The sequence below is a fragment of the Alloacidobacterium dinghuense genome (assembly GCF_014274465.1).
In the GTDB taxonomy this organism is placed as follows: Bacteria; Acidobacteriota; Terriglobia; order Terriglobales; family Acidobacteriaceae; genus Alloacidobacterium; species Alloacidobacterium dinghuense.
The window spans coordinates 2519140-2545262 of the sequence record NZ_CP060394.1 but is presented as its reverse complement, the minus strand read 5'-3'; the positions used below and the strand labels follow the sequence as shown (position 1 = coordinate 2545262).

At 55.5% G+C, this 26123-nt stretch carries 21 protein-coding genes; 5 read left to right on the top strand and 16 right to left on the bottom strand.

Annotation, left to right across the window (positions count from 1 at the left end):
* Positions 1-111 precede the first annotated feature (111 nt).
* The 5 genes from H7849_RS10355 to H7849_RS10335 all read left to right on the top strand — a co-directional run bounded on the left by H7849_RS10355 (position 112) and on the right by H7849_RS10335 (position 8445).
* Entirely contained in the window at positions 112-3294 is a 3183-nt protein-coding gene (locus H7849_RS10355; RefSeq protein ID WP_186746281.1) for an efflux RND transporter permease subunit, read from the top strand.
* A 98-nt stretch (positions 3295-3392) separates the two neighbouring features.
* Positions 3393-4625, top strand: a complete 1233-nt coding sequence (locus H7849_RS10350; RefSeq protein WP_251106731.1) for an efflux RND transporter periplasmic adaptor subunit — start codon at positions 3393-3395, stop codon at positions 4623-4625.
* The gene (locus tag H7849_RS10345) at positions 4622-6082 is read left to right on the top strand and encodes an efflux transporter outer membrane subunit (RefSeq protein WP_186746278.1); all 1461 of its coding nucleotides are present in this window, start codon (positions 4622-4624) and stop codon (positions 6080-6082) included. Before H7849_RS10350 ends, H7849_RS10345 begins: the two co-directional genes overlap by 4 nt.
* A gap of 266 nt (positions 6083-6348) precedes the next feature.
* Positions 6349-7011: an RNA polymerase sigma factor gene (locus tag H7849_RS10340; protein ID WP_349627465.1), complete on the top strand. Its 663-nt coding sequence runs from the start codon at positions 6349-6351 to the stop codon at positions 7009-7011.
* A gap of 534 nt (positions 7012-7545) precedes the next feature.
* The gene (locus H7849_RS10335) at positions 7546-8445 is read left to right on the top strand and encodes a universal stress protein (RefSeq protein ID WP_186746275.1); all 900 of its coding nucleotides are present in this window, start codon (positions 7546-7548) and stop codon (positions 8443-8445) included.
* Between the two features lie 300 nt (positions 8446-8745).
* Here the strand turns inward: H7849_RS10335 and H7849_RS10330 are convergent, their stop codons facing one another.
* The 16 genes from H7849_RS10330 to H7849_RS10255 all read right to left on the bottom strand — a co-directional run bounded on the left by H7849_RS10330 (position 8746) and on the right by H7849_RS10255 (position 26046).
* Positions 8746-9282, bottom strand: a complete 537-nt coding sequence (locus H7849_RS10330; RefSeq protein ID WP_186746273.1) for a mechanosensitive ion channel family protein — start codon at positions 9280-9282, stop codon at positions 8746-8748.
* Between the two features lie 602 nt (positions 9283-9884).
* Positions 9885-11039 (bottom strand): DUF2950 domain-containing protein, encoded by a 1155-nt coding sequence (locus H7849_RS10325; protein WP_186746271.1) that lies wholly within the window; start codon positions 11037-11039, stop codon positions 9885-9887.
* A 154-nt stretch (positions 11040-11193) separates the two neighbouring features.
* The gene (locus tag H7849_RS10320; RefSeq protein ID WP_186746269.1) at positions 11194-12291 is read right to left on the bottom strand and encodes a DUF3300 domain-containing protein; all 1098 of its coding nucleotides are present in this window, start codon (positions 12289-12291) and stop codon (positions 11194-11196) included.
* Between the two features lie 47 nt (positions 12292-12338).
* Positions 12339-13973, bottom strand: coding sequence for a trypsin-like peptidase domain-containing protein (locus H7849_RS10315; protein ID WP_186746267.1), 1635 nt, complete (start codon positions 13971-13973; stop codon positions 12339-12341).
* 898 nt (positions 13974-14871) lie between these two features.
* The gene (locus tag H7849_RS10310; protein WP_222439793.1) at positions 14872-15849 is read right to left on the bottom strand and encodes an SDR family NAD(P)-dependent oxidoreductase; all 978 of its coding nucleotides are present in this window, start codon (positions 15847-15849) and stop codon (positions 14872-14874) included.
* 452 nt (positions 15850-16301) lie between these two features.
* Complete coding sequence (locus H7849_RS10305; protein WP_186746265.1) at positions 16302-16964, bottom strand: ATP-binding protein; 663 nt, start codon at positions 16962-16964, stop codon at positions 16302-16304.
* Between the two features lie 1028 nt (positions 16965-17992).
* Positions 17993-18493, bottom strand: coding sequence for a hypothetical protein (locus tag H7849_RS10300; RefSeq protein ID WP_186746263.1), 501 nt, complete (start codon positions 18491-18493; stop codon positions 17993-17995).
* A 248-nt stretch (positions 18494-18741) separates the two neighbouring features.
* Positions 18742-19680: an NAD(P)-dependent alcohol dehydrogenase gene (locus tag H7849_RS10295; RefSeq protein ID WP_222439792.1), complete on the bottom strand. Its 939-nt coding sequence runs from the start codon at positions 19678-19680 to the stop codon at positions 18742-18744.
* Entirely contained in the window at positions 19641-20084 is a 444-nt protein-coding gene (locus H7849_RS10290) for an isocitrate/isopropylmalate family dehydrogenase (protein ID WP_186746259.1), read from the bottom strand. Before H7849_RS10290 ends, H7849_RS10295 begins: the two co-directional genes overlap by 40 nt.
* 148 nt (positions 20085-20232) lie before the next feature.
* Entirely contained in the window at positions 20233-20802 is a 570-nt protein-coding gene (locus H7849_RS10285; protein WP_186746257.1) for an FUSC family protein, read from the bottom strand.
* 228 nt (positions 20803-21030) lie between these two features.
* The gene (locus tag H7849_RS27390; RefSeq protein WP_432756532.1) at positions 21031-21816 is read right to left on the bottom strand and encodes a DUF2490 domain-containing protein; all 786 of its coding nucleotides are present in this window, start codon (positions 21814-21816) and stop codon (positions 21031-21033) included.
* Positions 21813-22895 (bottom strand): alpha/beta fold hydrolase, encoded by a 1083-nt coding sequence (locus tag H7849_RS10275; protein ID WP_222439791.1) that lies wholly within the window; start codon positions 22893-22895, stop codon positions 21813-21815. The genes H7849_RS27390 and H7849_RS10275 overlap by 4 nt, the downstream gene beginning before the upstream one ends.
* A gap of 69 nt (positions 22896-22964) precedes the next feature.
* Entirely contained in the window at positions 22965-23531 is a 567-nt protein-coding gene (locus tag H7849_RS10270; RefSeq protein ID WP_186746254.1) for a cupin domain-containing protein, read from the bottom strand.
* A gap of 236 nt (positions 23532-23767) precedes the next feature.
* Positions 23768-24835 carry an alkene reductase gene (locus H7849_RS10265; RefSeq protein ID WP_186746252.1) on the bottom strand — a complete coding sequence of 356 codons (1068 nt, stop codon included), beginning with the start codon at positions 24833-24835 and terminating at the stop codon, positions 23768-23770.
* A 113-nt stretch (positions 24836-24948) separates the two neighbouring features.
* A complete protein-coding gene (locus tag H7849_RS10260) occupies positions 24949-25515 on the bottom strand; it encodes a cupin domain-containing protein (protein WP_186746251.1) in 567 nt (188 codons plus the stop codon).
* A complete protein-coding gene (locus tag H7849_RS10255; RefSeq protein WP_186746249.1) occupies positions 25516-26046 on the bottom strand; it encodes a cupin domain-containing protein in 531 nt (176 codons plus the stop codon).
* Positions 26047-26123 lie beyond the last annotated feature (77 nt).

Here is a 26123-nt window from a genome sequence, read left to right as displayed (position 1 = left end):
AGATCTGCTCAGAACAAAGCGCGAGTCCTCCCTTTCCCCTTTCGAATCGAAGATTGCGAAGACGTTTCTCCGGCAGATCGCTAGAGCCGGCAGCGGAAAGGCACTCGAACCGTGTGGATTGTTAGACTAGCTCTGAACCGACCGTACACCTTCATCGTCCTTGCGCTACTCATCCTCATCATGAGCCCCGTCATGATCGGGCGGACGCCAACCGATATCTTCCCCAACATCAACATTCCGGTTGTGGCAGTTGCCTGGCAGTACACCGGCTTGAACCCCGAGGAGATGGAGGGGCGGCTCACGACTCCGTACGAGAAGGTGCTCACCTCGCTGGTCGACAACATAGAGCACATTGAATCGACAACCTACAACGGCGTATCGGTAGTCAAGCTCTACCTGCAGCCGGGCGCGAGCCTTGATACCGCCAACGCGCAGATCACCGCGGCTTCACAATACGAACTGCGCCAACTTCCCCCCGGGACGCTCCCGCCAGAAATCATCAACTTCAGCGCCTCTAGCGTACCCATTCTTCAATTGGGCGTTTCCGGTAAAGGCCTGGATGAGCAGCAATTGGCCGACCTAAGTCAAAACGCGGTTCGGCCCCAGCTGGTGACCGTGCCAGGGTCCGTGTTGCCGCTTCCTTATGGGGGCAAGAGCCCGCAGATCACGGTCAACATGGACCAGAACAAGATGCAGTCAAAAGGAGTTTCGCCGGGCGACCTGTTGAACGCCTTGAACGCTCAGAACGTGGTCCTTCCATCCGGAACGGTAAAGGTGGGCGCCGAGGAATATGACGTCCGCACCAATGCCGCACCCCGAACCATTGATGAACTTGGCATGTTGCCGATCAAGGAGGTCAACGGCGCGGTCGTCTATATCCGCGACGTGGCTACCGTCAGCAGTGGCTATGCATTCCAGACCAATGTGGTACGGCAAGATGGTCACCGTGGTGTGCTGATCACCGTGCTCAAAGCCGGCAATGCATCGACATTGAGTGTCGTGAAAGGCATACGCGATTTGCTTCCACGCGTTCTGCAAATCGTTCCGCCCAGCCTCAAGATCACGCCATTAAGCGACCAGAGCGTATTTGTCCGCGCGGCTGTCTCTGGCGTAATTCGAGAATGCGTTATAGCTGCCGCCCTTACTGCCCTCATGATCCTCTTGTTTCTGGGTAGTTGGCGGTCCACGCTCATCATCGCGATCTCCATTCCGCTCTCCATTCTTAGCTCCGTGATCATCCTCGGCATGGTTGGAGAGACGATCAACACAATGACCCTGGGCGGGCTGGCCCTGGCCGTCGGCATCCTGGTCGATGATGCCACCGTGACGATCGAGAACATCGAAAGATTTGTTGAGGAGGGCTACGAGTTGCGTGAGGCTATCCTCGAAGGCGCAGCGCAGATTGCTGTACCGGCACTTGTCTCCACTCTCTGTATCTGCATCGTCTTCTTGCCCATGTTCTTCCTTCAAGGCGTGTCCCGCTTTCTTTTCGCGCCACTGGGTGAGGCCGTAATATTCGCGATGATCGCCTCCTATATTCTGTCGCGCACACTCGTGCCGACGCTGGCCGTGTATCTGCTCAAGGCCAAGCAGCATGAAACCAGCAGAAATCCCTTGGTCCATTTCCAACGCGGTTTCGAGAAATTGTTTGAGCGTGTTCGCTCCGCGTATGAGGCCCTGCTGACGAAGCTCGTCCTTTCGCGCAAGGTCTTTGTTGCCGTCTTCCTCTGCGCCTGCCTCTGTGCTTTCCTGCTGGCGCCGTTCCTCGGCCAGGACTTCTTCCCCAATACAGATTCGGGCGAGTTCATTCTGCATCTACGCGCAAAAACAGGAACCCGTATCGAAGAGACTGCGCGGTTGAGCGACCAGATTGAAGCGTCGATCCGTCGCGAAATCCCGGGTAAGGAGCTCAACAATATCCTCGACAATCTCGGCCTGCCCTACAGCCCGATGAATACGATGCATAGCACCTCCGGCATTGTCGGTGCGGAGGATGGCGACATCATGGTTAGCTTGAATGAGAATCATCGCCCCACGGCAAACTACGTGCGGGATCTGCGCAGACAGCTTCCACGCGAGTTTCCTGGAACACACTTTTACTTTCTGCCAGCCGATATTACGACCCAGGTTCTTAACTTCGGCCTGCCGGCTCCTATCGACATTCAGTTCCAAAGCGACGACGTCCAGGCGAGCACGCGGGAAGCGACTGCAATGCTGGAGGAACTGCGGCAAGTTCCCGGTTTGGTCGATGTTCGCATTCAGCAGCCGATGGATTATCCGACATTCAATGTGAATATAGATCGGACCAAGGCGGTGCAAGGCGGATTTACGACTCGCGATGTGGCGCAGAGCATGTTGAACACTCTAAGCGGCAGCTTTCAGATCACGCCCATGTTCTTTCTCAACTATAAAAACGGCGTGGATTACAATCTCGCGGCGCAGACGCCGCAATACCACATGGATACCCTTCAGGATGTCCAGAACATTCCTATCAACTCGTCGCTGGCAGCGCCGCGCGCAACCCCGGAGGTTCTCGGAGATCTTTCGTCAATTGAGCGCGGCCACGAAATGGCCGTCGTGGATCACTACAACATTCGCCGCGTAATCGATATTTATGGCGCAGTTCAGTACCGTGATCTGGGCGCTGTTGCGAAGGATGTGGAAGCCATCGTTCACCGGCACGAGAAGACGCTGCCACGCGGCATGTTTGTGTCCGTCCGCGGCCAGGTTCAAACAATGCGCAGTTCCTATGTTTCGCTGCTCGGCGGCCTGGTGTTCGCAGTCGTGCTTGTTTACTTGCTCATCGTGGTGAACTTCCAGTCCTGGCTGGATCCGTTCATCATCATCACCGCACTACCGGCAGCACTGGCGGGCATCGTCATCTTTCTCTTTCTCACCCACACGACACTTAGTGTGCCAGCGCTGATGGGCGCCATCATGTGCATGGGCGTGGCCACCGCGAACAGCATTCTTGTCGTCTCGTTCGCTAAGCTCCGTTTAGCCGAGCACGGGGATGCGATACTCGCGGCCATTGAAGCAGGCGCAACACGCTTTCGCCCAGTCTGCATGACTGCGCTCGCCATGATTATTGGCATGATCCCGATGGCGTTGGGGCTTGGTGACGGAGGCGAGCAAAATGCTCCCCTCGGCCGCGCCGTGATTGGCGGACTGCTCTGTGCAACTGTGGCGACGCTTGTCTTCGTGCCTTCGGTATTCAGCTTGCTTCATGGCTCAGGAACGACGCCAGTCGACCCCAAGCAGCGCGAACACGATCAACAACCATTACACGCGTAGGCTGCAAAGACCTACGTACAAGCTGTCAAGAGCCTGAATTGGAAGCTAGAAAAAGGGAGCCGAAGTCGATGCAACAACAAGACGGAATTAAAGATTCAATGAATCAACTAGTGGAGGGCAGGGCGCCCGAACAAAATGACCATCATGGCCATACAGCTCAAGCCACACCACCTATCGTTGTCGGCCGCGATCGGAAACTCGGGAGGGGCCCGGCTATCGCCGGCATTCTTGCGGCTCTTCTGCTCGGCGTCTTCATTGCTAAGGGCATTCGCACTCGCGTTTATACCGAAGAGACGTTGACGACGACTACCCGGCGGGATGCTGTCCTCTCAGTTGCCGTCACCTCGCCGGTCCAGGGAGCGGCGGCGCAGGAGATCACGTTGCCAGCGAACACGCAGGCCTTCATCGACACGCCCATCTATGCCCGTACTAGTGGATATTTGCGTAAGTGGTATGCCGACATCGGTACCCATGTCTATGCCGGACAATTGCTAGCCGAGATCGAAACGCCAGAGCTCGACCAACAGGTACAGCAGGCGCAATCAGACCTGGCGGCGGCAGAGGCAAACCAGCAACTCGCCCAAATTACTGCCGACCGCTGGACGAAACTGCTGGCCAAGAACGCGGTCTCAAAACAGGAAACTGATCAGGCGACGAGTGACCTCAACGCTCGCCAGTCTGTCCTGTCGGCAGCTCAGGCCAATGTGCGCCGATTACAGCAACTACAAGGATTTGAAAAGGTATATGCGCCATTCGATGGTGTGATCACCGCCCGCAGCGTCGATATCGGAGCGCTGATTCAGGCGGGAGACATCAACTCCCCGAAGCTGGAGCTGTTTCATATGGCCTCGACGGGCAAGCTGCGTCTCTTCGTTCCCGTCCCTGAGGTATATGCCAACGAGGTGCACAACGGCGACCACGTGGCTGTCACCTCAGACGCGATTCCAGATGCGAAGTTCACGGGGACTATCGTTCGCAATTCAGATGCGATCGACATCTCCAGTCGGACCCTGAACGTTGAGGTCGATGTCATCAATGCGGAACATAAGCTGTTTCCGGGCCAGTATGCGTTCATTCATCTGCCCATTCCGCCTTCGAATTCCTCCATGACGCTGCCGTCAAACACTTTGCTGTTTCGCAAGGAAGGATTGCGTGTCGGTGTGGTGCGCGACGGTCGTGTACAACTGGCTCCGGTGCAGATCGGGCAGGACTATGGGGCCAAGGTTGAAATCATTTCCGGGCTCGCCCCTGCAGATCAGGTCATCCTCAATCCACCGGACTCACTGGCGCAGGGAGAGCGCGTGAATGTCGAGAAGGGGGATGCGCAATGAGAAAAGCACTTACATTAACGGTGGCGGTGACGGTTCTGCCCCTGGCCGGCTGCATGGTCGGACCGAAGTACAAGACGCCTGCTGCCATTACGGCGCCGTCGTTCAAGGAGACGCCGCCGGCGTCCTTTGCCGAACAGGATGGATGGAAGCCAGGCCAGCCAAGCGACACGAAGCTCAAGGGTGACTGGTGGACCCTATTTCAGGATCCACAATTGAATGAGCTTGAGGCTAAGGTCGATAGTGCGAACCAAACGCTTAAGGCGGCAGAAGCCAACTTTCGCTCGGCGCGTGCGCAGATTGGCTACGCGCGCTCAAATGAAGCACCTACCATCGGCGTTGAGCCGTCAATCTCCGCTGTTCGCGAATCCGAAAATCAGCCGTACTTCAATAACACCGTTGCCAACAATGGTGAGGGCAACTTCGTCCTGCCAGTCGATTTGAACTATGAAATCGATCTGTGGGGACGAGTGCGGCGCGGTGTGACATCCGCCCGGGAGCAGGCTCAAGCCAGCGACGCGGATCTTGAAAGCGCCCGGCTCAGCCTTCATGCTGAGCTGGCATTGGACTACTTTGGATTGCGCTTGGCGGACGCGCAAGAAAAGCTGCTCGATGACACCGTGACTGCTTACCAGAGCGCGGTGGAACTTACCCAAGACCGCTTCGAAGGCGGTGCCGCGCCTCAGTCAGACGTGGCCCAGGCCAAAACGCAGCTCGACCAAGCCCGCGTCCAGCGTACCGACATCGAAGTACGGCGCACGCAATACGAGCACGCCATCGCTGTCCTGATCGGTAAACCTCCCGCGGAGCTAACACTGCCGCCTCTTCCTCTTGACCAGGCTTCCCAGGTCATGCCCGATATCCCCGGAGTGATGCCGTCCGCCTTGCTGGAGCGTCGCCCCGATATCGCGGCAGATGAACGCAGAGTGGCTTCCGCGAATGAACAGATCGGTATCGCCCAGGCGGCCTTTTATCCCACACTCTCGTTGAGCGGTGTTGCCGGTTTTCAGGGGACGTCAGCACTTAACTGGTTCAACTGGCCAAGCCGCTTTTGGGCTGTTGGACCAGCGCTGTCTCAAACCGTTTTCGACGCTGGCCGCCGCCGCGCCACAAAGAACATTACCGTCGCTCAGTATGACGCTACGGTAGCAAATTATCGGCAAACAGCTCTGACGGCATTTCAGCAAGTAGAAGACAGTCTGGCGGCTTTGCGCATACTCGAAAATGAAGCGCAACAACAGCATGAGGCCACGGCATCGGCGGAGCAGTCCCTTGACCTCTTTCAGACACGTTATGAAGGTGGAGTGGATACCTATCTACAGGTCGTTACCTGGCAAACAGCAGCGCTCAACAATCAGCGCAATGACCTGGATATTCTTGAGCGCCGCCTGGACGCGAGTGTGCTCCTGGTCAAGGCACTGGGCGGTGGTTGGGACACAACCAAGATCCCAACGTTGTGAGGCTAGACACATCGACTCGCGCTTCGCCCAGGAAGAAACGCTTGGGAATTACGAGACACACCCGCTCATAACTCGAAACGAAGGAAGGTCAATCATCATGACTAAGACGTTCCGCTGCTCTGACGCAGACCAGTCCCATTTCCAGTCAAAAAACGTAGCGATGATCTGGTGTAACTCTCAAGCCCTGCCCGCACCTAAAAAATCCCAAAGGCTCGGGGTTTGGGTCAGAGTTGGTCAACTCTCGCAACCTATGTGTAGATCGATGCATGGAGGAACCGATGAATCAGTTTGACGCAGGAGCAGAGTCTCTACAGGGCAACGTGCTAGCAGTTGCGTCTGACGAATCCCTTGTCAGCTCCGCAAAAGCTGGAATGCATCTGGCCTTTGCCGAACTGTGCAGGCGCCACTCGAAGAGGACTTTGCATGTGATTCGACGGATCATCCAAAGCAAAGAAGACGCAGAGGATGCATTGCAAGAATCCTTGCTGAAGGCTTTCACTCACCTCAATGCGTTTGACGGAAGGTCTAAGTTTTCTACTTGGCTTACGCGCATTGCAATTAACACTGCGCTGATGATGGTTCGGAAAAAGCGGTCTCATCCTGAGAGTTCTTTCGACGATGATGTTTTGCCCCATCTACAGCGGCCTGATCCGGCACTCGATCCGGAGCGCCACTTTCTGGCGCGCGAGAGAGACCTCAAGCTTCGAGAGGCTGTACGATGTTTGCCGCCATTACTCCGAGAGACCATCGAAATTCGTTATTCGCAGGAGAACTCCCTGATAGAAGTCGCCGCACGGACACGGGCTTCGCTTGCCGCGACAAAGACTCGCTTGGCGAGGGCAAGGAGATCACTCCTTCGTTGGCTGAGTGAACACGAAGGGCTTTACAGACGAGTGTCCCAGCCGAGGGCACGTTCAACATGGTTGTGAAGATGGGTGAGCGGCTGAAGTTCGGATGCAAATTCACAAGACATTCTTGTCGCAGGGAGAGGCGATTCGGAATGCTCATGCCCTTTATTCGTAGAAAATCGTTTTTCCGACAGTCGAGGTGTGTATGCCGTCAGCTGTGGTCCTGGTTGTTGGCCTTGATCTATCGCTATTAGGAACTCGAAGTCAGATCCCGCAATCTGCCAGATACCTGGTCGCGTCAGCATCATCAGCAAAAGAGGTGGTTGATTGCTTTCAGGCCGGCGATTCCGACCTTATCATTCTGTGCCATTCAATGCCCACAAAGGATCGAGAACCCCTGACCTGCTTAGTGGCAGCGTCCGACTCGCTCACAGCTGTAGTCTCCATTGCGAAGACGTCCGGTCAACATGATGCATTCCCGACCGCAACCCTCAACAAGAATGACACGAATGAGTTCCTCACCGATTTGAGAGAAATATTACGCAAAGGATGGTCCGATGCAGTAGCGAATCAGCCAGATAGATGCGGAGGGCTCATTGACAAGGATGGAGACGTGTGAAGAACTCTAACCAATGCTCCCTGCTCACGAAGACGCCGAGAATTCTTTTTCCCGTCGATTTCTCTAGTCGATGTGTGTTAGCCGCGCGCCATGTTAAGGCATGGACGGACGGCTCTAATGCCGCCTTGAGTACACTGCATGTCGTCGATCCCAAAGCGCTTGGATATTCGCCTGAACGAAACGATGGGTCTATGTACCATGACCTTGCCAATTTGATTGCTAAGCGTACTGCGGATCTGAAGCATTTTTCCGATCACTACTTCGGCGAGAACGTCGCGCGCCATACAATACTAAGTGGCGATGCGGCTGACCAGATTGAGCATTTTGCCAAGCACGAAAACGTCGATCTGATCATGTTACCCAGAGCTCATCAGAGCATCGTGTCTCGCCTCCTACGCGATTCGTTGACAGCGAGGATCCTCCATCGATCTGCCGCCTCGGTGTGGATCACAGAACATGTGGAAGCAGCAGACAAGTTGTCCATCAATAGCATTTTATGCGCCGTGCATTTTGAGCGAGACTTGACGCTGGAAGCCCAGAATTACAGGATTCTCCAAAAAGTGCTGACACTCGCAAAAGCCTTCCAAGCCAAGGTGACGTTTCTCACTGTCATAGACGGACGCGAAGAAGACACTACTAGGCGTCCTGCAAATGCTAGCCTCTCTTCCGGAATAGGACCATGGTTAACACGCGCGCATGAACAGCTTGGAAACGGCGCGGAGTTTCTACGGCAAACGGGCGACGTCGTTTCGGCCATCACCGATGCAGCCAACCGGGTAGCCGCAGACCTGGTTGTCGTTGGACGTACGCGTCCAGGGACGATAGGCCTAGGTCGCCAAAGTCGCATTTTGAAGATTGATGATGCGGTCCATCGCCCCATCCTAAGCGTCTGGTAGACGCGCCGATTCCTAAGTGGTCAACTCAGTGAGCGATCAACCTTGGTGGTTTCGCTGAAGGGAAGTACCACACCGTGCTCCCAAAGTCCGAACTTACGGAGCATCAGCGCAAGTCCTGTCGCACCTTACAAGACAGAACCTCATCCTAAGTCGAGCCACGGCTGTGCTGCCTGGAACAACGGCCTGCATGAGAATCTCGCAAGACCACGAACACGGACACGGCTGCAGCCCTCGCGAAGAGACGCTAATTTGACGGGCAGACAAGTTCGGAAGAGGACCTTCTCTTCATGACGTACTCGGCTAGCGCTTTGCTGTCACTGGCTTGATCGAGGAATTATGCTGTCCGTTTCTGAGAATGGACTTGTTTGGAAGCGTATTGATGATAGATGCATCCACGGTCCTCAAGTGCAGGTCGAGCTGAGAGAAGGGCATTTCAATGCCGTGCTCGCGAAACGCGTCAAAGATCGAGAAGTAGAGATCACTTTTCAGTGCTTGTGGATTTCCCAATTCTTTGGCCGTCCATATCCGCAGAAGGAAAATGAGCGAGCTGTCGCCCAAGTCGCTGAAGATCACCTCGGGCGGTGGGTCGCGCAGGACATCGGGGTGTTGGGCTGCAAGGTCGGGCAAAAGGGCCTTGACCTCTTGAGGATCGCTCGAATAGGAAACGCCCACCTTGATCGCAAAACGGACCTTCGCGTCATTAGCCGTCCAGTTAGTTACGCTATTCGTTATGAAATTGGTGTTCGGGACGATGATGATCTCATTGTCATTCGTGCAAACCCATGTGCTGCGGCCTCCGAATGCGCATGACCTCTCCGTTAGTGCCTCCGACGTCAATTCGATCTCCCAACTTGACGGGCCGCTCCATGAGCAGAATCAGTTCTGCTACGAAAGTTCGCGACAATAGACTGCAACCCGAGGCCAACTCCCAACCCGAGAGCGCTGCTAAGTAATGCCAGACTGCGCAAGTCGACTCCTGCCGTATCCACCCCTACGATCAGCACGATTATGAAAACTGTTAAGGAAAATAAGCGGGCCAGCCTGTAACGGTGTTCCACATCGAGCGCCGTACGCACGAGAACGCGTGTGCGGAGTACCCTCTCTGCCGACCCGGAAACCAGAGTGAGTGCAGCAAAAAATATGAGCGACTCGAAAATGAAAGCCGGAGAGACTGCAATTGTGCCAAGCGTAAACAGAGGCCGATGCAAAATCCGCGACATATCGGTCCCGAGTGCTCGTAAACCTTCCTGGAAAAAGTTGCCGTTTACGATCAGTTCGTTGCTCATACCACTTTCCTGCTCCTCGAGTTAATCGACTCTGCGCCATATCCACGACTCTGGCTGATGCCACCGACGCTGTTGCTATGTGGAGCGCCGAGGACGAGGCTCGCGCCCGGCATTTTAGGGTTCACTCAGAGTTTTCGAGGTGACGCAAGCGGTTCATTGACCGGCCTGCGCGGTAACGATCGTGTGGCTCAGAATCGGCACTTGAAATGAATCACCCAGGAGATCGTTGTACATTATGGTGTTCTCCCCGATCAAAACCTCGAGGTCACGACCTGTTGCAAACAGCACGGTATCTCTGCCAAACGGCGATTTGTAGAACGCGACATAAACGGTGTCGCCGACTTTCAAGGAAACCTCACAACTGCTGATAGAAGGATCGGCATCAGCAGCTTGACGGCATTGCACCGCAGTGATGGTGCCCACTTGCCATTTGCTTTGGGGCTCGCCGGCAGTCTCCTCCTGCTGCCCGTCGGCCTTTCGCCAACTGGAATCGGGATTGTATTTCTTCATGGTTTTGGCGAGAACATCGGTCTTCTTGCCGAGATCTTTCTGTAGTACCGCTCCATCCTCGTTCACGATGAAGGTCATGACGCCGGAGGACCTGTATTCCGCCGGATAGGCCAGGAAAGCGAAACCCTCCGTCATCTTGCCATGGACGATGTAAGACTTCGCGCCGCCCGGGGCATTTTTCCCCTTCTTCGTCAGGATATGGAAATAGTAACCACGGTAAGGGGTGGGAGGCCCGCCCTGACCCTTAGCGTAGCCCTCGGCGACGGCCGACGCTACCAACGGGCCGATGGGACTCTGGGGTTCGCCATCGGCAACCTTCCAATAAAGGCCGTTATGCTGGCCTTCATCGCTGAAGATCTTGCTTGCGTACTCGTCGTGTTGGCTGGATCGATATTCTTTTTCGGCCGCCGTGAGTTCCTGGCAAACGCGAATCGCGGATATTTCATTGCGACCAATGCGCCGGAACAAGATTTCCTTCGCGCCTGCCTCGGTGTCGAAATACCACGAGTTATTTTTGTTGACGAGTGGTATGGGTGTGGGCCAGTTTCTGGCGCCAATAATTAAGGTAGTGGTTCCATCCGGCTCTTTTGCCAGGCGGTGCATTTCCTTATATTTCTCGACGAAACTAGCCCGGCTCTGGGAGTCTTCGGTTTCATCGCCGGACCTGACGATTTGTTTATTGTCAGGTCCGAAGATATCGAGCAATTCCTGTTCGTTGTTACTCTGCAGTGCCGTGAACAGTGTATTGCTGGCTTCTTCCGGCGATGAAAATGTCTTCTGGCCTAGCTGCTGCGCCATGGAACGGCTGGGAAAGCACCCCGCCAGAAGAATTGCCAGCGCGGCGAACTGCGAAAGCCGGGTGCAATGAGATATATAGATGTTCAATTGTTTTCGCCACATAGGTCGATTCTCCATTCAAAACTTTTCAAGTCACGGGCATAACGAAGCTCAGTTATCGCCGCCCGCCACCGCCGTGAAACCCTCCGCCTCCACCGAACCCTCCACCTCCGCCGAAGCTTTCGCTTCCGCGTGACGAAAAGCCCCTTTCCTCACCGCCGTGGTTGTAACCGCTGAAGGCGTTCGAGCGGATACTGCTTTCACCGCGGGGTTCTGCATATCCTCGAGCAGCTCTGGTGTCTCCATAGAAAGGCCGGGGAGGTTCAACAGGATGGTTGTCATTCTCCCGGCGGTCGAAGCGCTCAACGCCGCCCCGGTCGAAGGTGTTCCGGTTATAGAACGTCGTGCTGCTTGAGTGGAACCTGTTGTGGTCATAGAGCACGGACCGGCCACGCCAATCGGCGCCCCAATGATTCCAGCCCCATCCATAACCTCGGTACCAACCGATTCCGTAGTGGGCGCCAAAGTAAAGGTTCGAACCGCCAAACCAGATTCCGGGATACGGGTACCAGCCCAGCCATGGCGCGACGGGATCTCCGTAGACCACCCACGGATCGTAGGCGGGGACGTAGACCTCATCCGGGTCGGCAGGCTCAATGCTGATGTTCGAATCTTGCGTCGTAACCGTCTCCTGCGGTTCGGATTGGAGATTGCCGGCGGCTTGCGCCTTCTGACGCATTGCCTGCACCGCAGCCATCACATCCGATTGCTGGTTGTAATAGGCATCGCCTAGAGACGAGGTCCATGAAAGGTTCTTATCCATGTTGCCAAGGACCGATGGAAATGCAGTGAGGGCCTTGATACTCGGATCCCAAGGTTGCTGGTCCACAACTTGTCCCAAAGCTTCGCCTTGCAATGCAGGATGCGCTTGCACCCATCTGTCGGCTTCGACGACTTGTTCGGGGTAAGTGGACGCGGCCAGGATCTGCGACACGAGCGAATCCGGATAGAGCGCAATGGGCGCAACCAACTGCTGTAGCTGCTCGGGACTCTGTTGCGCATCTTGCGGGGGTGGAGGTACGTCCTGATCCTGAATGGCAAGAAGGCTTTGAGGCGAAATGGCGAAGCACAGAGCCCACAACAACAGGGAAACCAGGTTCTGCTTATTCGAACGACGGATTGAGAATTCAGCGGTGCACCGAAAAATGTTCATGTTTTTGAATCTCCTCTGTGTGTTAAAGCGCGGGCGGACATGGCTGCTCACTTCACCAACTCATCGGCGTAACGGATGGGAACCGCCATGTTCGAGCCGCCGAAGTCACTCAGCATGGCCCGATTCACACCAATCACCTTGCCATCGCGATTGAAGAGCGGGCCCCCAGAACCGCCGGACGTGGTCGCTGCATCGTAAATAATCTCGCCCTTGAGAACATCTCCGATGTGTCCCTGCGTAGTCGTAGGGCGAATGAGGTCTTGAGCTGCCAACTGCGAAACAATCTGGGTCATCTCCTGGGTGTTCCCCACCACTTTTTGTGCGACGTCGTCTCCTCCACGAGCGAGGATGCCTTCAATTCCTGTGGGGTATCCAATCAACACGACCGGATCGCCCGCCACACTGGCTTCACTGCGATCATCGAATTCCACAAGTGCGGTATGAGGCGGCGCAGGAGCCTGTAACTTGAGAGTTGCCAAATCGGCATGCGGCGAAATTCGGTCGAGCTTAGCCGCGATGCCCTGAAGCGTCCCGGGGAAGTACGCTGTGTAAGACACGGCGTACGCAACAGCACCCCCATCCAGAAGCTGCTTCAAGTTCTCATTACTCCACCAGGGCTCCGCAACGTGATGATTGGTGACGAGACGTCCGTCGCGTGCTACGAGAAATCCTGTGCCAAAGACGTCAAGCTGCAGAGGCGGTCCAGTTCCCCCAGTTCCGAGAGATACCATCCCCAAGTCGTCCACCCCCGCCTTATCTGTGGCATCAGCGGAGATACGAATTAACTGTCCGGAGTCTTTGTCTCGAAAGCCTACTACCACGTGCAACAGGCAGATGCTCGGTCCATATCTGTGAACGATCGTTTCCGCTACCCGGTCCTCATCCTCAAGCCGGCCCACGCGATTCTGAGTCTCCTGAAGCTGTCTCTTAAGAGATTCGCCATCTGTATCGCTGTTCGCCGCTATCTCTCTGCGGAGCTCTTCGGTTTGCGCCTTCAACGATTCGCGAATTACCGAAGCGTCGCTTGCGTTCAGGGACGCACGCGCTTGTTCTGTGCGGCGCAGGAGTTCTCCCTGTTGCAAGATTCCGCCGTTCAACTGCGCAACCTCGGCTTTGAGTTGGAGCGTATCCTTCCGGCTGTGCCGGTTCGAAATGATCGTTGCGAGTGCTGGCAAAACCACTATCGCGCTGAGAACATAGATCGCCGGAAGCAACCGAAAGCCCCGTTTGGCATTCATGCCGTCACTCAGAGCTTCCACAGCACTCTCCGCCAAGTGCTCTCTTTGCAATGCATCGTTCAGCTTTGCTTCGAGCTCAAGTTCTGGTTGTCTCTCACGAAACTGCGTCCTGATCCTCGCTGCGAACTCCAATGGTTCAAACGGAAAGGAGATGACGTCGTCGGCGCCCAAGTCCAACGCGCGGGTACGTTCCAGGGCGCCACCATGAATGATTATCACAATCTTGAGCGTTCGCAGATCAGGATCCGCCTTGATCTGGCTGATCAAGCCGCAGCAGCTGAGGTCGGATGGTGTTGCCTCTGTAATTAAGACCTCCGGGAAAAGAACGCGAATTTCGTCAACCGTCCGAGTGCGGCCTGTAGTGATTTCATAGCCTTGACCTGATAAGGCCTGCTTTACATCCTGGGCAGATTTCATACCTAGGTTGAGGAGAAGAATATGCATCGCTGTCACCTTATTACCGACCTGCCAGAGAAAGACGTCGTTACAAATGTTCGATTCCGAGAGGGAAGGGAGGGCTCATGCTTTGTTCCGGGGATACCTATCGCAAGAAAAGATAGGACGAAAACACGTGCGTTAACCGAGACTAGTAATGCTTTTGGCGACGGGTGGTCCCCGGCCATCGGCGCGAGGCATTCTCAGCAGGAAATGAAGGCTCGCCCGCCCCTTGCCGGAGCCGGACGTGAGTCGACCACCTTCTTATCGACCATGAAAGATGTAGCCTACGTCATATTCGGCGCATCTGTAGAGGAATACGCGGGGAGAAACGATTGCGGTTACTGGGCTTTGTGAAATTTCGTAAGGCTATTGATGGTGGCCGGCGGCAGCACCCGAGAAGATCTATTTCGATTGTCTCTCACACCGGGGACGGTAATCACACAGTGTCATGTATTGAAAGCTCGCACAGGGAGAGGCCACTAGGTGGGGCCATCGCGCCCTATACGGCTTGAACCATCAAGGTAACGCCTCAAGGGATGTTCAATGCTCGTCAATTCAGGTATCAGCCTTCCGCAAAGAATATCCGGAATTCGTATCCGGGCACTACGCTCGCCGTCGAAGCAATGCAATTTGTCGGGAGCGTAACGCCGCTTTGTCTCCTGAATCACCTATTTCGAACATTTGCTTTTGCAGAGCCGTTGGGCCGCCGCGGTGGGATGCGGTATGACTCGGAAGTTCTATTTCTCGGGTTGCATTAATGCACGATCTCGGTTTGACTGAGGAATCTATTGACGAAAAACTCGTGGGTGCGATCGCGATTATCTAGGGCCACAGCGAAGACGTAGTGCTATCGTCGTCGGGTGTGGCCGGCCATTTCAAGACCGGCCAACACGCTTGCCAACGATCACGCCGCAAGAAATCCACCATCAGCAGACAGCACATGGCCGACGATGTAAGTAGCCTCGTCCGACAAAAGCCAAATCGCGGCCGCTGCCACTTCCTCCGGATGTCCCATGCGCCGGAGCGGCAGCCCGGCGGCTACGCTCCGCATGTCGGCAATGCCAGACGCGACCATCATTTCCGTAACGACGCGGCCCGGTGCGACTGAGTTGATGCGGACCCCTTGAGGCGCATATTCCATCGCGGCGGCGCGCGTCAGAGCGATGGCCGCAGCCTTGGAGGCACCATAGAGCGCCAGACCCGGATTGGGATTCCGTACGCCACTGACGCTCGTGTTGTTGACGATCGCTCCGCCACCAGAGGTCAGCAGCGCCGGAATCTCATGGCGCATGGCGATGAAGAGAGCGCGGACATTGGTGTCGAAGACGTGCGCGTAGACATCACCCGGCTGCTCGGCGAGCCGAGCCCGCCTCTCCAGATATCCGGCGTTATTGAATACGGCGTCGAGGCGGCCGAACCGGACCATCGTCTGTTCTACCAGTTCGGCGACATCCGGCTCGCGGGTGACATCGGTGGTGACAAAGAGACTTTCGGCGCCCCGAAGTCGAAGCTCGTCTTCAAGCGCCCGTCCGAGTGAGTCCCGTCGTCCGGCGACCACGACGGCTCCCGCGCCTTCCTCGGCCATCCGCAATGCTGTCGCCCGACCGATGCCGCTCGTCGCGCCGACGACCAGACAGACACGATCAGCAAGTCTCCGACCGGCCGCCGGCGTGCGAAGTGGCCCTGCGAGTTCTGTGACCGAGGGCCGCGTTATCGGTGGTACCTCACAAATCATTGCTCCATGACCTCTCGCCCCCGTTGGCATCCCGGTCTGCGAGTGCCGCATTGCGCTCTGCGGTTTATGGAGCGTCTGGTCCGCTATGTGGCGTTGCTCAGGATTCAGCTCCGGGTTTCGAAACTTTGATGATTCAAATCTGCTCATCAGCCTCCTCATGGCCACACGTGGTGGCGACTTCATCCACCGAAGGCAAGCTCAGTCGGTTACCCGTGGGTTGATCATTTTCTCTCCGCTGCAAACACTGGATCGACAGCTACCGGCGAAACTTGATCGAGGTAGTTGCTGATGGTTTTTCAGCGCAATGCCGAGCAGCAGTTCATCGAAATTCCGAGGAGGCCGCAAGGTGCCGAGAGAATGCACCATCGCGTGTTTGACCGGACGCCGTTTAACGCTCTTCCAGGGGATACAGCGTAAGAGCCATTTGCAGAGAAGGGCGACGGCAAAGAATACGAATAGTAAGATTACTGCTTTGATAAGGCAGAAAACGCACGAAAGAAGTTCCACATTCTCGTTTCCCATATTCCTCCTAAACGAAAACTTATTGAGCCGCAATTTTTAAATGGAAGTTGTAGTATTGGGCTCCTTGCTTGTCTGTGTCATCCTGCTTTCCTCTCTCCGGCTGTCCCAGCCCTGGGCTTCTTGCGCATATAAACAAGTGCACCGCCCCGCTCGAAACGAACCTCGTCCATTAACATTTTCATGAGGTAGATCCCGCGCCCGTGCTTCACCAGCCGGTTCTCTGGAGTTGTCGGATCCGGTACTACTTTGCTGTCAAACCCACGTCCCTCGTCTTGAACCGTGATCGAAACCTCTCCACCTGTAGTGCAACGGCACACGATGTAAACGCGCCTGTCAGGGTCCTCTTGGTTGCCATGAACTATGGCATTCGCTAGCGCCTCATGCAGCGCTATTCCAATGTCCAGCCGGTCGAAGTAGCCAATCTCACTCCCCACCAAGCTTCGAGCCTTTGCAATGAAGTGAATGAGCCGTTCTACGAATGGCGAGATAGCCTGGACTTGACTCGGGAAGGACTGACGCAACTCAACAAAGAAAACGCCATGAGATATGCAAGGTAGGAGAGAGAGTGTGTGTGTCTGAGTCATTTCTTCCAACTCCGTTTGAATTTTGCAGCCTTTACTACCACCTGCCCCAAGTGCCTTACGGAGCTGCACCCGGCTTTGGTATTCGTTGTGTCCCCGGACTCCCAACTGAAGGATCGGCGCGCTCGATGCGCTGAGGTTGATGATCTTCTTCGACACGGTTCAAAGCGCCTCTTCGCGGCCACCTCCCCGTAAACATCCCAGGGAGAACGTCACTGCCATATGGATTCTCGAAGGGAAGGAGAGGACCCGCACTTTGTTCTGAGCACACATATCTACAAAACAGATAGGAGTAGTAAGGTAGGATTTTATCCACGGAGCTCAGACATCTGTGCTACTTCAAAGCCGTCGCAGAGAACGGCCGCGTGAGCATACACGGATACATCTGGTGGCTCCTTCAGAGGGCGGCGCTGTCAGAGTAGAGAAAACTGTCAACGAGCACTTGATCGCCAACTCACTCATTTACCAGCGAGGGGAGTCCATTTGTCGGTGTAGTCCGCATCTCGGACAAGTGGTTCCCTGTTTCCCCAAACGGGCCTTTGCGGTGATTGTGACTTTGTGAAACGCGTTTCCAAAGCAGGACATGAAAATGCCGGAGTATGGAAAGCTTGGAAAGCCCAAAAGCCGGCTTTCCACCCTTCCCACATCCTTGGAAATCCCTGCGGGATTACCACATTCCCACGGCTACGGCGACGACTATCATCTATCTGAAGACCGGCAAAGGCCGCCGAAAACCCGCAACCAGAGCCACTCTCACCGCAAGGGCTTGTAAACCATCTCCCCGGTCTAAAACGTAAAGGATCTCCCGGTACTCTCACTCCCCTTAGCGAGGCTTGTTTTCCTTATTGGTGCGCCGTCAGCGAACGGAATGCATAGGGTCCCCGATCAGTGGAAGATAGACAACCAGCGCAAATGCCGGCTCGGTAAGTTCGCACCTCACCTGTGGTTCGTGTAGCGCTCACGCAAGGATTGGCACCGTTCGCTCAAAGGCAGTCAGAAGACCCCGCGGGGAGCGATTGTGTTGGTCGTTGAGCCCATCCAGGCGCCGTGTCTTTGAAGTTGAGCGACCTCTTCGTCTGGTGGTTGGAAGCACCAGAGAGTTTTGTGCCGTAGTAAACCGCACCCTTCCTCTAAATGGCGGGCCGTGTTTTTCCGGAATGTTCTGGTCTGGAGTTGCTCCTACAGATTTATAGTTGAGCCGCCTGAGCACTGAAGCTGGACTGGTTTGTAATGCGTCGGGCTGCCAAGGCGATCGGTAAGCCAACGAATAAAGCGTGCCCGAGAACCCCGTTCAGCAAGAGCGGCAAAGACAAGGGTGATTTCACGACTGCTCTGTGTGGTAGTACGACAAGGTTCATAACAACGAATACCGCAGCGCCGTAGATCGTGCCCCACATTACCGCCTCCCTGTTTAGCATGGGCAGAAACCGGCTTGCTCCCACGTAGATGGCGGCGACCGCGAAGGCCAGGAAAAAATGGGCGAGGAGACCAACCAAGGCGCCGGAAATTTCCTTTTGAAAAGCGGCCGCTCCATAAAAGCCGCTGGCAATGAATTGCAGAACTTGGATCGGGGGGAAGCCCGCAGCGAAGTAATAGGCCACGAAGCCGTCAGCCACATCGAGTATTCCAGCGATGAGTCCGCTATAAAATATCGCGGCAGTTGGGGTGATCGGTTTCGATTTAGACATAATCATCTCCATGCTTCATTTCCGGCACTCGTCTCGGTGATGTGTGATTTTAAGGTTTCGGGCTCCGGTCGCCATCCGGATCGTTACCGACACGATGTCTCTTCGAGTAGCAATGACCGCCGCATCGGCTTCATCAACGGACCGGTGCAGATCATCGTTGAGGCATCGCGCCGAGAGCCCACTCGGGCCACGCCGAGCGCGGAAGAAAGCGGATTTTGTGACCTGTGACATCGAGTATCCTTTCCCGCTCACGCTGCTGATAGGCGAATGACGGGTTTGATTGTGACCCCTTTTTCACTGTCTTGCGCAGCTTGATTGATTTGATCGAGGCTGTAAAACTTCATCAGTTTCTCGAACGGGAAGCGCCCCTGCGCGTTGAGTTCGATGAGCTGCGGGATAAAAATGTCAGGAACGCTCTCACCCTCAAGAATGCCGCGTATCCCTTTGCCTTGTATCATCAGGGTGTTCACGTCAAAGCTCACCTCTGTGCCTAGCGGCTCTGCTCCGACGATTCCGCACGTGCCGAGAGATCCGAGTGCTTCTATCGCCTGATGCAACACACTGGGGTTCCCAGAGGTCTCCAGCGAGTAATCGACTCCGCCACCAGTAATATCTCGGATCGCCTCGACCGGATTTGTCTGTTTACTGTTAATAGCATGCGTCGCGCCCAGTTCCTTTGCCATTTCCAGACGCGAGGGCACGATGTCTATGGCGACGATGGTTGTTGCCCCAACAGCCCGTGCTGCCATGATCGCAGAGTACCCAACTGCGCCCGCGCCGAAGGAAGCGAAACTTGTACCCGGTCTCACATTCAGTGCATTCATTACGGCGCTGGCTCCGGTCTGAATACCGCATCCGAGCGGACCGAGGCGTTCGAGCGGTACGTCACTGCTGACCTTGACCACGTTGCGTTCATTGGCGAGTGCGTACGTGGCAAAGGACGATTGCCCGAAAAAGTGATCGTGAACTTTCTCTCCCTGGCCGTCGAGTGTAGCAGTGCTGCCGTCCAACCGTGCTCCACCGAAGCAGAGTGGGAACGTCTTCTCGCAATGTGCCATCCTTCCCAAGCGACAAGGCTTACAACGTCCGCATGTCAAGAAGGTGAGCACCACGGAATCGCCGGGCGCGACTTTGAGAACGTCAGCGCCTACGCTCTCAACGATTCCAGCACCTTCGTGTCCGAGCACGATTGGATGTGGCACCGGGTAGCGAGAGAGTGCTGTCCCGGACTTCGAAAGGGAGTATCGATCCCTTCGAGGAGCCGCAAGGGCCGCAGATTGATGTACTGCTCCAGTCCTTGGCGGATTGGTAGCAATAAACCCCAGAGCGTGGTGTGATCAGGAACGTGAGGGCTTCCCACAGGCCCTAACAGAATGCCGTCGAAGCCTCCCTGCTCCAGTTGTTGCAGGCCATCCTCAGGCATCATGGAGCCTTTTTCTTGGTAGCGAGTTGAACTCCAATCAAAGTGTTGAAAATCGAAAGAGATTCCGCCATGAAGCTGCGTGAGCTTCTCGAGAACTTGGCGGCTCGAAGCAATCACCTCAGGTCCAATTCCGTCTGCCGGCAAGCAAGCAAGATGGAAGTTCTTCATAAGCATTTATCCTTTCCCGCTCGTGATGCGTGTGCTCCAGGCAGTTCCCCGTCGTAAAAAGGGCCTCCTGATGCGTGGTCATGCTGAAGAAGGATCGATTCTCGTCAGTCCCTCTACATGTCTCCTCCCTTGCTATTGGGAGCAGCTCTCACGCGCCACTGTGCTCCAATTTCGAACTTAGACCCAAGCCGAGGCTGATCCACGAGGCTGCGATGCCAACTGAAATCCCCACAGCAGTGTCGACAAGGCGCAAAATGGGCTGTATCCAGGCATTCCTCGGACTAATGTCGGCGATGACCAAGACGACGGCGATTGTAATGGCTGCCATGACGATGTCCTCGGATCGGCGAACCAGCGCCAAAATAATAGCGATGATCCCGATCAACGCGGCCATTCCTACTACGTGAAACGGGAAGAAAAGCAGGTAAGCGAGGCAGGCGACAAAGCTCACCAGCGTTGCAACTGTACGCGACACAACGGCGCGAGCCATCTTCTGGTAGCTGCTGCGGTACACAAAGATGGTGGCAACCACCGCCCACATGCCACCAAGCAAATCATCATTTCGTGAAACGCTGTATTCACGAGTCAGGACCGTAGTGATCAACCAATAACTGAGCAGGCAGGCAATCGCCAGAATCGTCGCCGAGCCGACTGCATGGCTGGTGCGGAATAATAGACCCCGTTGCGATGCGCCTCTCTCTATTTGTCCAGTCGCCATAACTTCACTCCTTGTTCATTAACCAGGCACAAGTAGAAACAATTGAGGTTGCTCTTTCGAAGTTCAAGTAAGCACGCTGCGAGTCAGCGTACAGCGTCATTCGTACGGCTAACTAAATCTCCTCCAGTTATCTAACCTCTCGCCGCAGCGGTGCGCGTGCACAAAGCCGCTGGAATGTATCCATATGTAAGGTCTGTTTAGTTGCGACACGCAGCAGATCTAGTCAGATCACTTTCGCACGTGTCGGAAAGGGGCAGTCGATAGCAGATACACTTGCAATGAGTGGTCTTGCGGTCCAGTGACCCCGTTGGCTGCAGAACTCTCGCGAAACTGATAGCCGATCTCAACCGCCCAATGTTCTCCCAAGCGAGAACCGAGAGCGCTATACGTGACGTCGCTGTTGAACAGCGATGACGCCTTGAGGGTAGCGTTTACGTAAACCTCGTTATACGCCACGAAGTAATGCTCCGGGAGTCCGGAACGGCCGAGCGGGATCTTGGCCGTCAAACGGTAACGGACCCGTTGACTAAAGATCTTATCTGTGTGTCCCTTTCCGTCCACTGCGGTATCTTGCCAACGTTGCTCCAGCCTGAAACGCTGAATCAATTGGGGGGCGGAATCTCCTTTATCAAACAGTCTGTAGGTGATCTGTTGCTGCTCGAAAATCCGATTCTCTGTCTGCTTCCCAACGATTGGCGGTGGGCCAAAGGAACCATTCGCCGTCGGCTGAGTTCGGAAAAAGGTGTAAGCGATTAGTGACTGTTGTGCGGGGCTTTCATTCAGGGTGATGCCTGGTCTCAGTTCCAGCTGCTCGAACTGGGAAAGCCCTAGGGTTCTTCTGTAAGAACCTTCTAAGTGAACAGCCCATAGTTTCGTTAAAGGTTGGTCTCCGAAGTAGCTGAGCCAAACGCTGCGATCGGTGCCCCCTGAGGGTTGGGGCCCCTGTGCGAAAGTCGGTAGAGCAATCAGTTGCAAGACAAAGATATCGGCTATCCAGCGTCGGATTCGCGTCATGCTCTAAAGAACTCTCGAAACTCAGCAAGGACGCCCTCTGGATCCTCCTCCGGAAGTAGATGACCACATGGGAGTGATTTGCCGGAGACGGTATTGTTGCTTTTCGCTCTCCACGTTGCGAGTACATCCCAGAGGTGGCCAACTGTGCCTTTTGCCCCCCATAGGGCCAGAAGGGGGGCTTGAATGTACCTGTTCCTACTGTCATCCTCGCGATCGTGTTCGAGGTCCAGTCCGGCCGCGGCGCGATAGTCTTCGCATACGGCGCGGATAGTACCAAGGCAGCAGTAGCAGCGAATGTACTCCGCCATCACCTCAGGTGAGATCGCACCCGGTGTCTTGCCTTGAACAGCGAGATGATCCCGGAGGTAATAAGCAGGATCGAGGCCGATCAAGTGTTCGGGCATCGGTGCTGGCTGAATCTGAAGGAACCACCATACATACCTAGTCGCAAACTCTTTTGTCGTCTGCTCGTACATTGTCAGCGTGGGCGCTACATCGAGCAGGGCTACTTTCTCGACGCTGCTGGGGTGGTCCAAACAGAGGCGATGGGCGACTCGTGCGCCGCGATCGTGACCTGCTACCAGAAAGCGCTCGTGTCCCAGTTGCCGCATGACTTCAACCTGATCAAGAGCCATGGCACGAAAGGAATAGTTGTTGTTGTCGTCGCTGTATCCCGGCTTGCTCGAATCACCGTAGCCTCGCAAGTCTGGAAGGACAACGGTGTATTCCTCGGCGAGTGCAGGCGCAATTTTGTGCCATGTCAGATGTGTTTCCGGATGGCCGTGGATGAGCAGCAGCGGCCGGCCATTGCCTTTGGTGAGAACGTTGATTTCAGCGCCCGATGTCCGAATTCTCCGAGCTTGAAAGCGGGGCAGGAGTTTCTGCGAGGTGGCGGCAGAGGGCGGTTCCGGTAGTTCGCTTAGAACAGGACAAGCCCCCGGGACCGGATACGCGCTGGGGAGTTCTTGCGCAAGATCGGATGGGCTTGGGACAGTTTTAGACTGTGCACCAGCCGCATTAGAGATCATTGCGGCGAACGCGGCGCCTAATCCACGCGATGTGAAAACTCGACGATTCATGACAACCTTTCATTCAATTCCCGATCAGTGGACGTGGTGGGGCTCACCCATGATTGGCCGATAGCTTTGTTAGGAAATACGAACCCCGAAACCGGGATAGAGCGGCAAAGCTTTCCGAGTATCTTCCGGCGTGAGGAAGCGAATGCCCCACGAAGCACCAACGCTGATTGCTTGCTCGGGATCTCCAACCTCGTTAGTGATCGCCGCATCAGGCACAACCATGTCGCGCGCTGGTTCTCCCATTGCCAGAAGGTAGCCATCCATTCCAACCGTTTCATCGCCGGTGGCGCCTACCATAATCAGTGCGCGGATCTCCTCCGTCATACAGGCGAACGTGTGGGGCTTACCCTGAGGAAGAAACCCAACGCCACCAGCTTGGACGTCAAAGGTTTTTTCTGGGGTATAGAAACGGATCGCTCCCTCAAGCACGAAGAATAGCTCGTGTTCGCGCTCGTGGATGTGAGGTGGTGGCTCTAGCCCCGGCCGCACTTTGACTTCCATGAATGCAAATCGCCCATTGGTTTCGGTACCCTTCGCTAGAACCGTAATGACTTGGCCCATGTACTTGATGGTTGAGTCAACATTCACTGCACGAGAGTATGCAGCCGGGATTAACTGTTTATCGGTATTTTTCATTTACTTCACCTCTGGTTTGGTGTTAGCGACATAAGGAGCAAGATAGATATCGCTCGCTGCGGCTATTTCCGACATCCTGTGCATCGCAGCCTGAGAATCTCTCTGCAATGCTTCTTGTTGGTGCGATGTCCCAGTCCTGTTCTACAGAGGGCTGGAGACTAACGCGTGTCCAGAACTTCGGTGTTGGACCGATCCCTCCGCAAACTGAGTCAGCGAGTTTGCGCCGTGCCGCGTTCCTAGCGGTCGGCTACGGTCTCGAGGCTCGGCTGGTCGATGTAGCCTTCGGGACCGTGGCTGTAGAAAGTCCTCGGCTCGGGCTGGTTCAGGGGCGCACTCTCTGCGAAGCGCCGCGGGAGATCAGGATTGGCAATGAAGAGCTTGCCGAACGCCACAGCATCGGCCTCGCCCTTTGCGAGGACTTCGCTGGCGGTCTCAAAGGTGAATTGCTCGTTGACGATGTAGACGCCCCCGAACTCGCCCTTGAGATCCGGGCCAAGCCAGTCGTCGGCTCGGTACTCGCGCGTGTTGAGAAAGGCTAGCTGGCGGCGGCCGGCTTCGCGTGCGAGATAGCCAAAGGTTTCTGCCGGGTTCGCGTCGAACATGTCGTGTTTATCAGGACGCGGAGAGATACGCATGCCGACACGGCCGGCGCCCCAGACGGAGATGCAGGCGTCGGCAACCTCAAGCAGGATGCGGGCTCGGTTTTCGATCGGACCGCCGAACTCGTCGGTGCGATGATTAGTGCCGGACTGAAGAAACTGGTCGAGGAGATAGCCGTTGGCTCCATGAATCTCGACGCCATCGAAGCCTGCACGCTCGGCGTTCTGTGCAGCCACGCGGAACTGCTCGACAATGGCGTAAACTTCACGGGTTTCCAGAGCGCGGGGGGTGACGAAGGGCTTCTCCGGCCGGACGAGCGAGACGTGACCCGCGGCAGCGATAGCGGAAGGAGCGACGGGAAGCTCACCGTGGAGAAATATGGGATCGGAGATGCGGCCGACATGCCAGAGCTGCTGGAAGATACGACCGCCGTGGGCGTGAACGGAGGCTATGACGGGTTTCCAGGCTTCAGTCTGTTCCTCTGACCAGATGCCGGCGACCTGCGCGTAGCCGACACCCGTGGGTGAGACTGGTGTGGCTTCCGCGATGATGAGACCGGCGGAGGCACGCTGGGTGTAGTACTCCACCATGAGTGGGGTGGGAATGTTGTCGGTAGTGGCGCGGAGTCGGGTCATCGGCGACATAAGGATGCGGTTCGGCAGGTCAAGATCGCCGACTCGAATGGGATCGAAGAGGGTTGGCATGTAATCGGACTCCTTAGACTTCCGTTGTTTGCGATTTCTGATTCACTGAAGGTATTCGTCACGCTGGTATCGTCTTCATTACCTCTTTGTCATTCGTCATAGGTGGAGAGAGTTCAGTGAACCGGCACACCAAAGCCGGGGTACTGCGGAAGTGCCCGCTGGGTCTCCGATGGCGAAAGAATTCGTATGCCGGTGGAAGCACCAACTCGAATCGCGTACTCCGGATCATCGACCGCATACGTTACGGCGGATTCTGGTAGAACCATGCTTCCGGCCGGTTCGCCCATCGCGAGGAAATAGCTGTCAAGGCCTACAGCATCTTTGCCAGCAGCCTGTACCAAGATCAACGTGCGTACGACATCGGTGGTGCAGGTGAATGCATGTGCCTTACCCTGGGGAAGAAACACGACGTCGCCGCCGCCAATGTCTAGAGTCTTGTCCTCGCAGTAGAAGCGCATAGTGCCTTCCAGCACGAAGTACAACTCATGTTCCCGCTCATGGATGTGGGACGGAGGCTCGTTCCCAGGCTTCGTGTAGTACTCCATAAGGGCGAAGCGTCCGCTCGTTTCCGAGCCTTTCGCAAAAAAGGTCATCAGGCTTCCCATATAGGCGAAGGTGGAGTCAACATTAGCGGCGCGCGTGAATGCCGTCGGCAATAGCTGTTTTTTTACCTGCATCATTCACTTCACCTCCATGCCGGAATTGACGTCATAGGGAGCGAGATACATTTCGTTGTTGCGAGCTATCTCAGATAAGCGGCGAACTACCGTCGTTGGTTCCAGAGATCCGAAGTTTTCTTGCCGATCGGCCTGCGCTACCGAATCAAAGAAATACTGATGGGAAGCAGTGGAGACATCCAGTAAACGGCAGTTGTTGTCACTTTTGTTGAACAGAGCGTGCAAAGCGTTTGGCGGGATCATCACCGTAGTCCCTTCGTCGCAGACCAGTGCTGCCTGGTCGCCATTGGTGATGTGGAAGAATGTGACCTCGCCCTCCAAAACGTAATAGGTTTCAGGCGACGGATGACTGTGCAGATCCACGCCTCCGCCAGGGGCCAAATTCAATTCGAACATGGTGTAGATGTGGGCGCCGTCCTCACCCCGTACCTTCCATCTGAAGTGAACCGGGCCGAGGTCGAATGGTTTTCCTTCGTCTTGTTTGATTGCACGGACGCCCTCTTGCGCGGGAATTACGTTGAGAATTTCCTTCACGCTACTCCTTGATTGCCTGTATGGGCCGAGGGCGACAACGGACGTCGTTTAAGGGAACGCACCTACATCCTCAATCC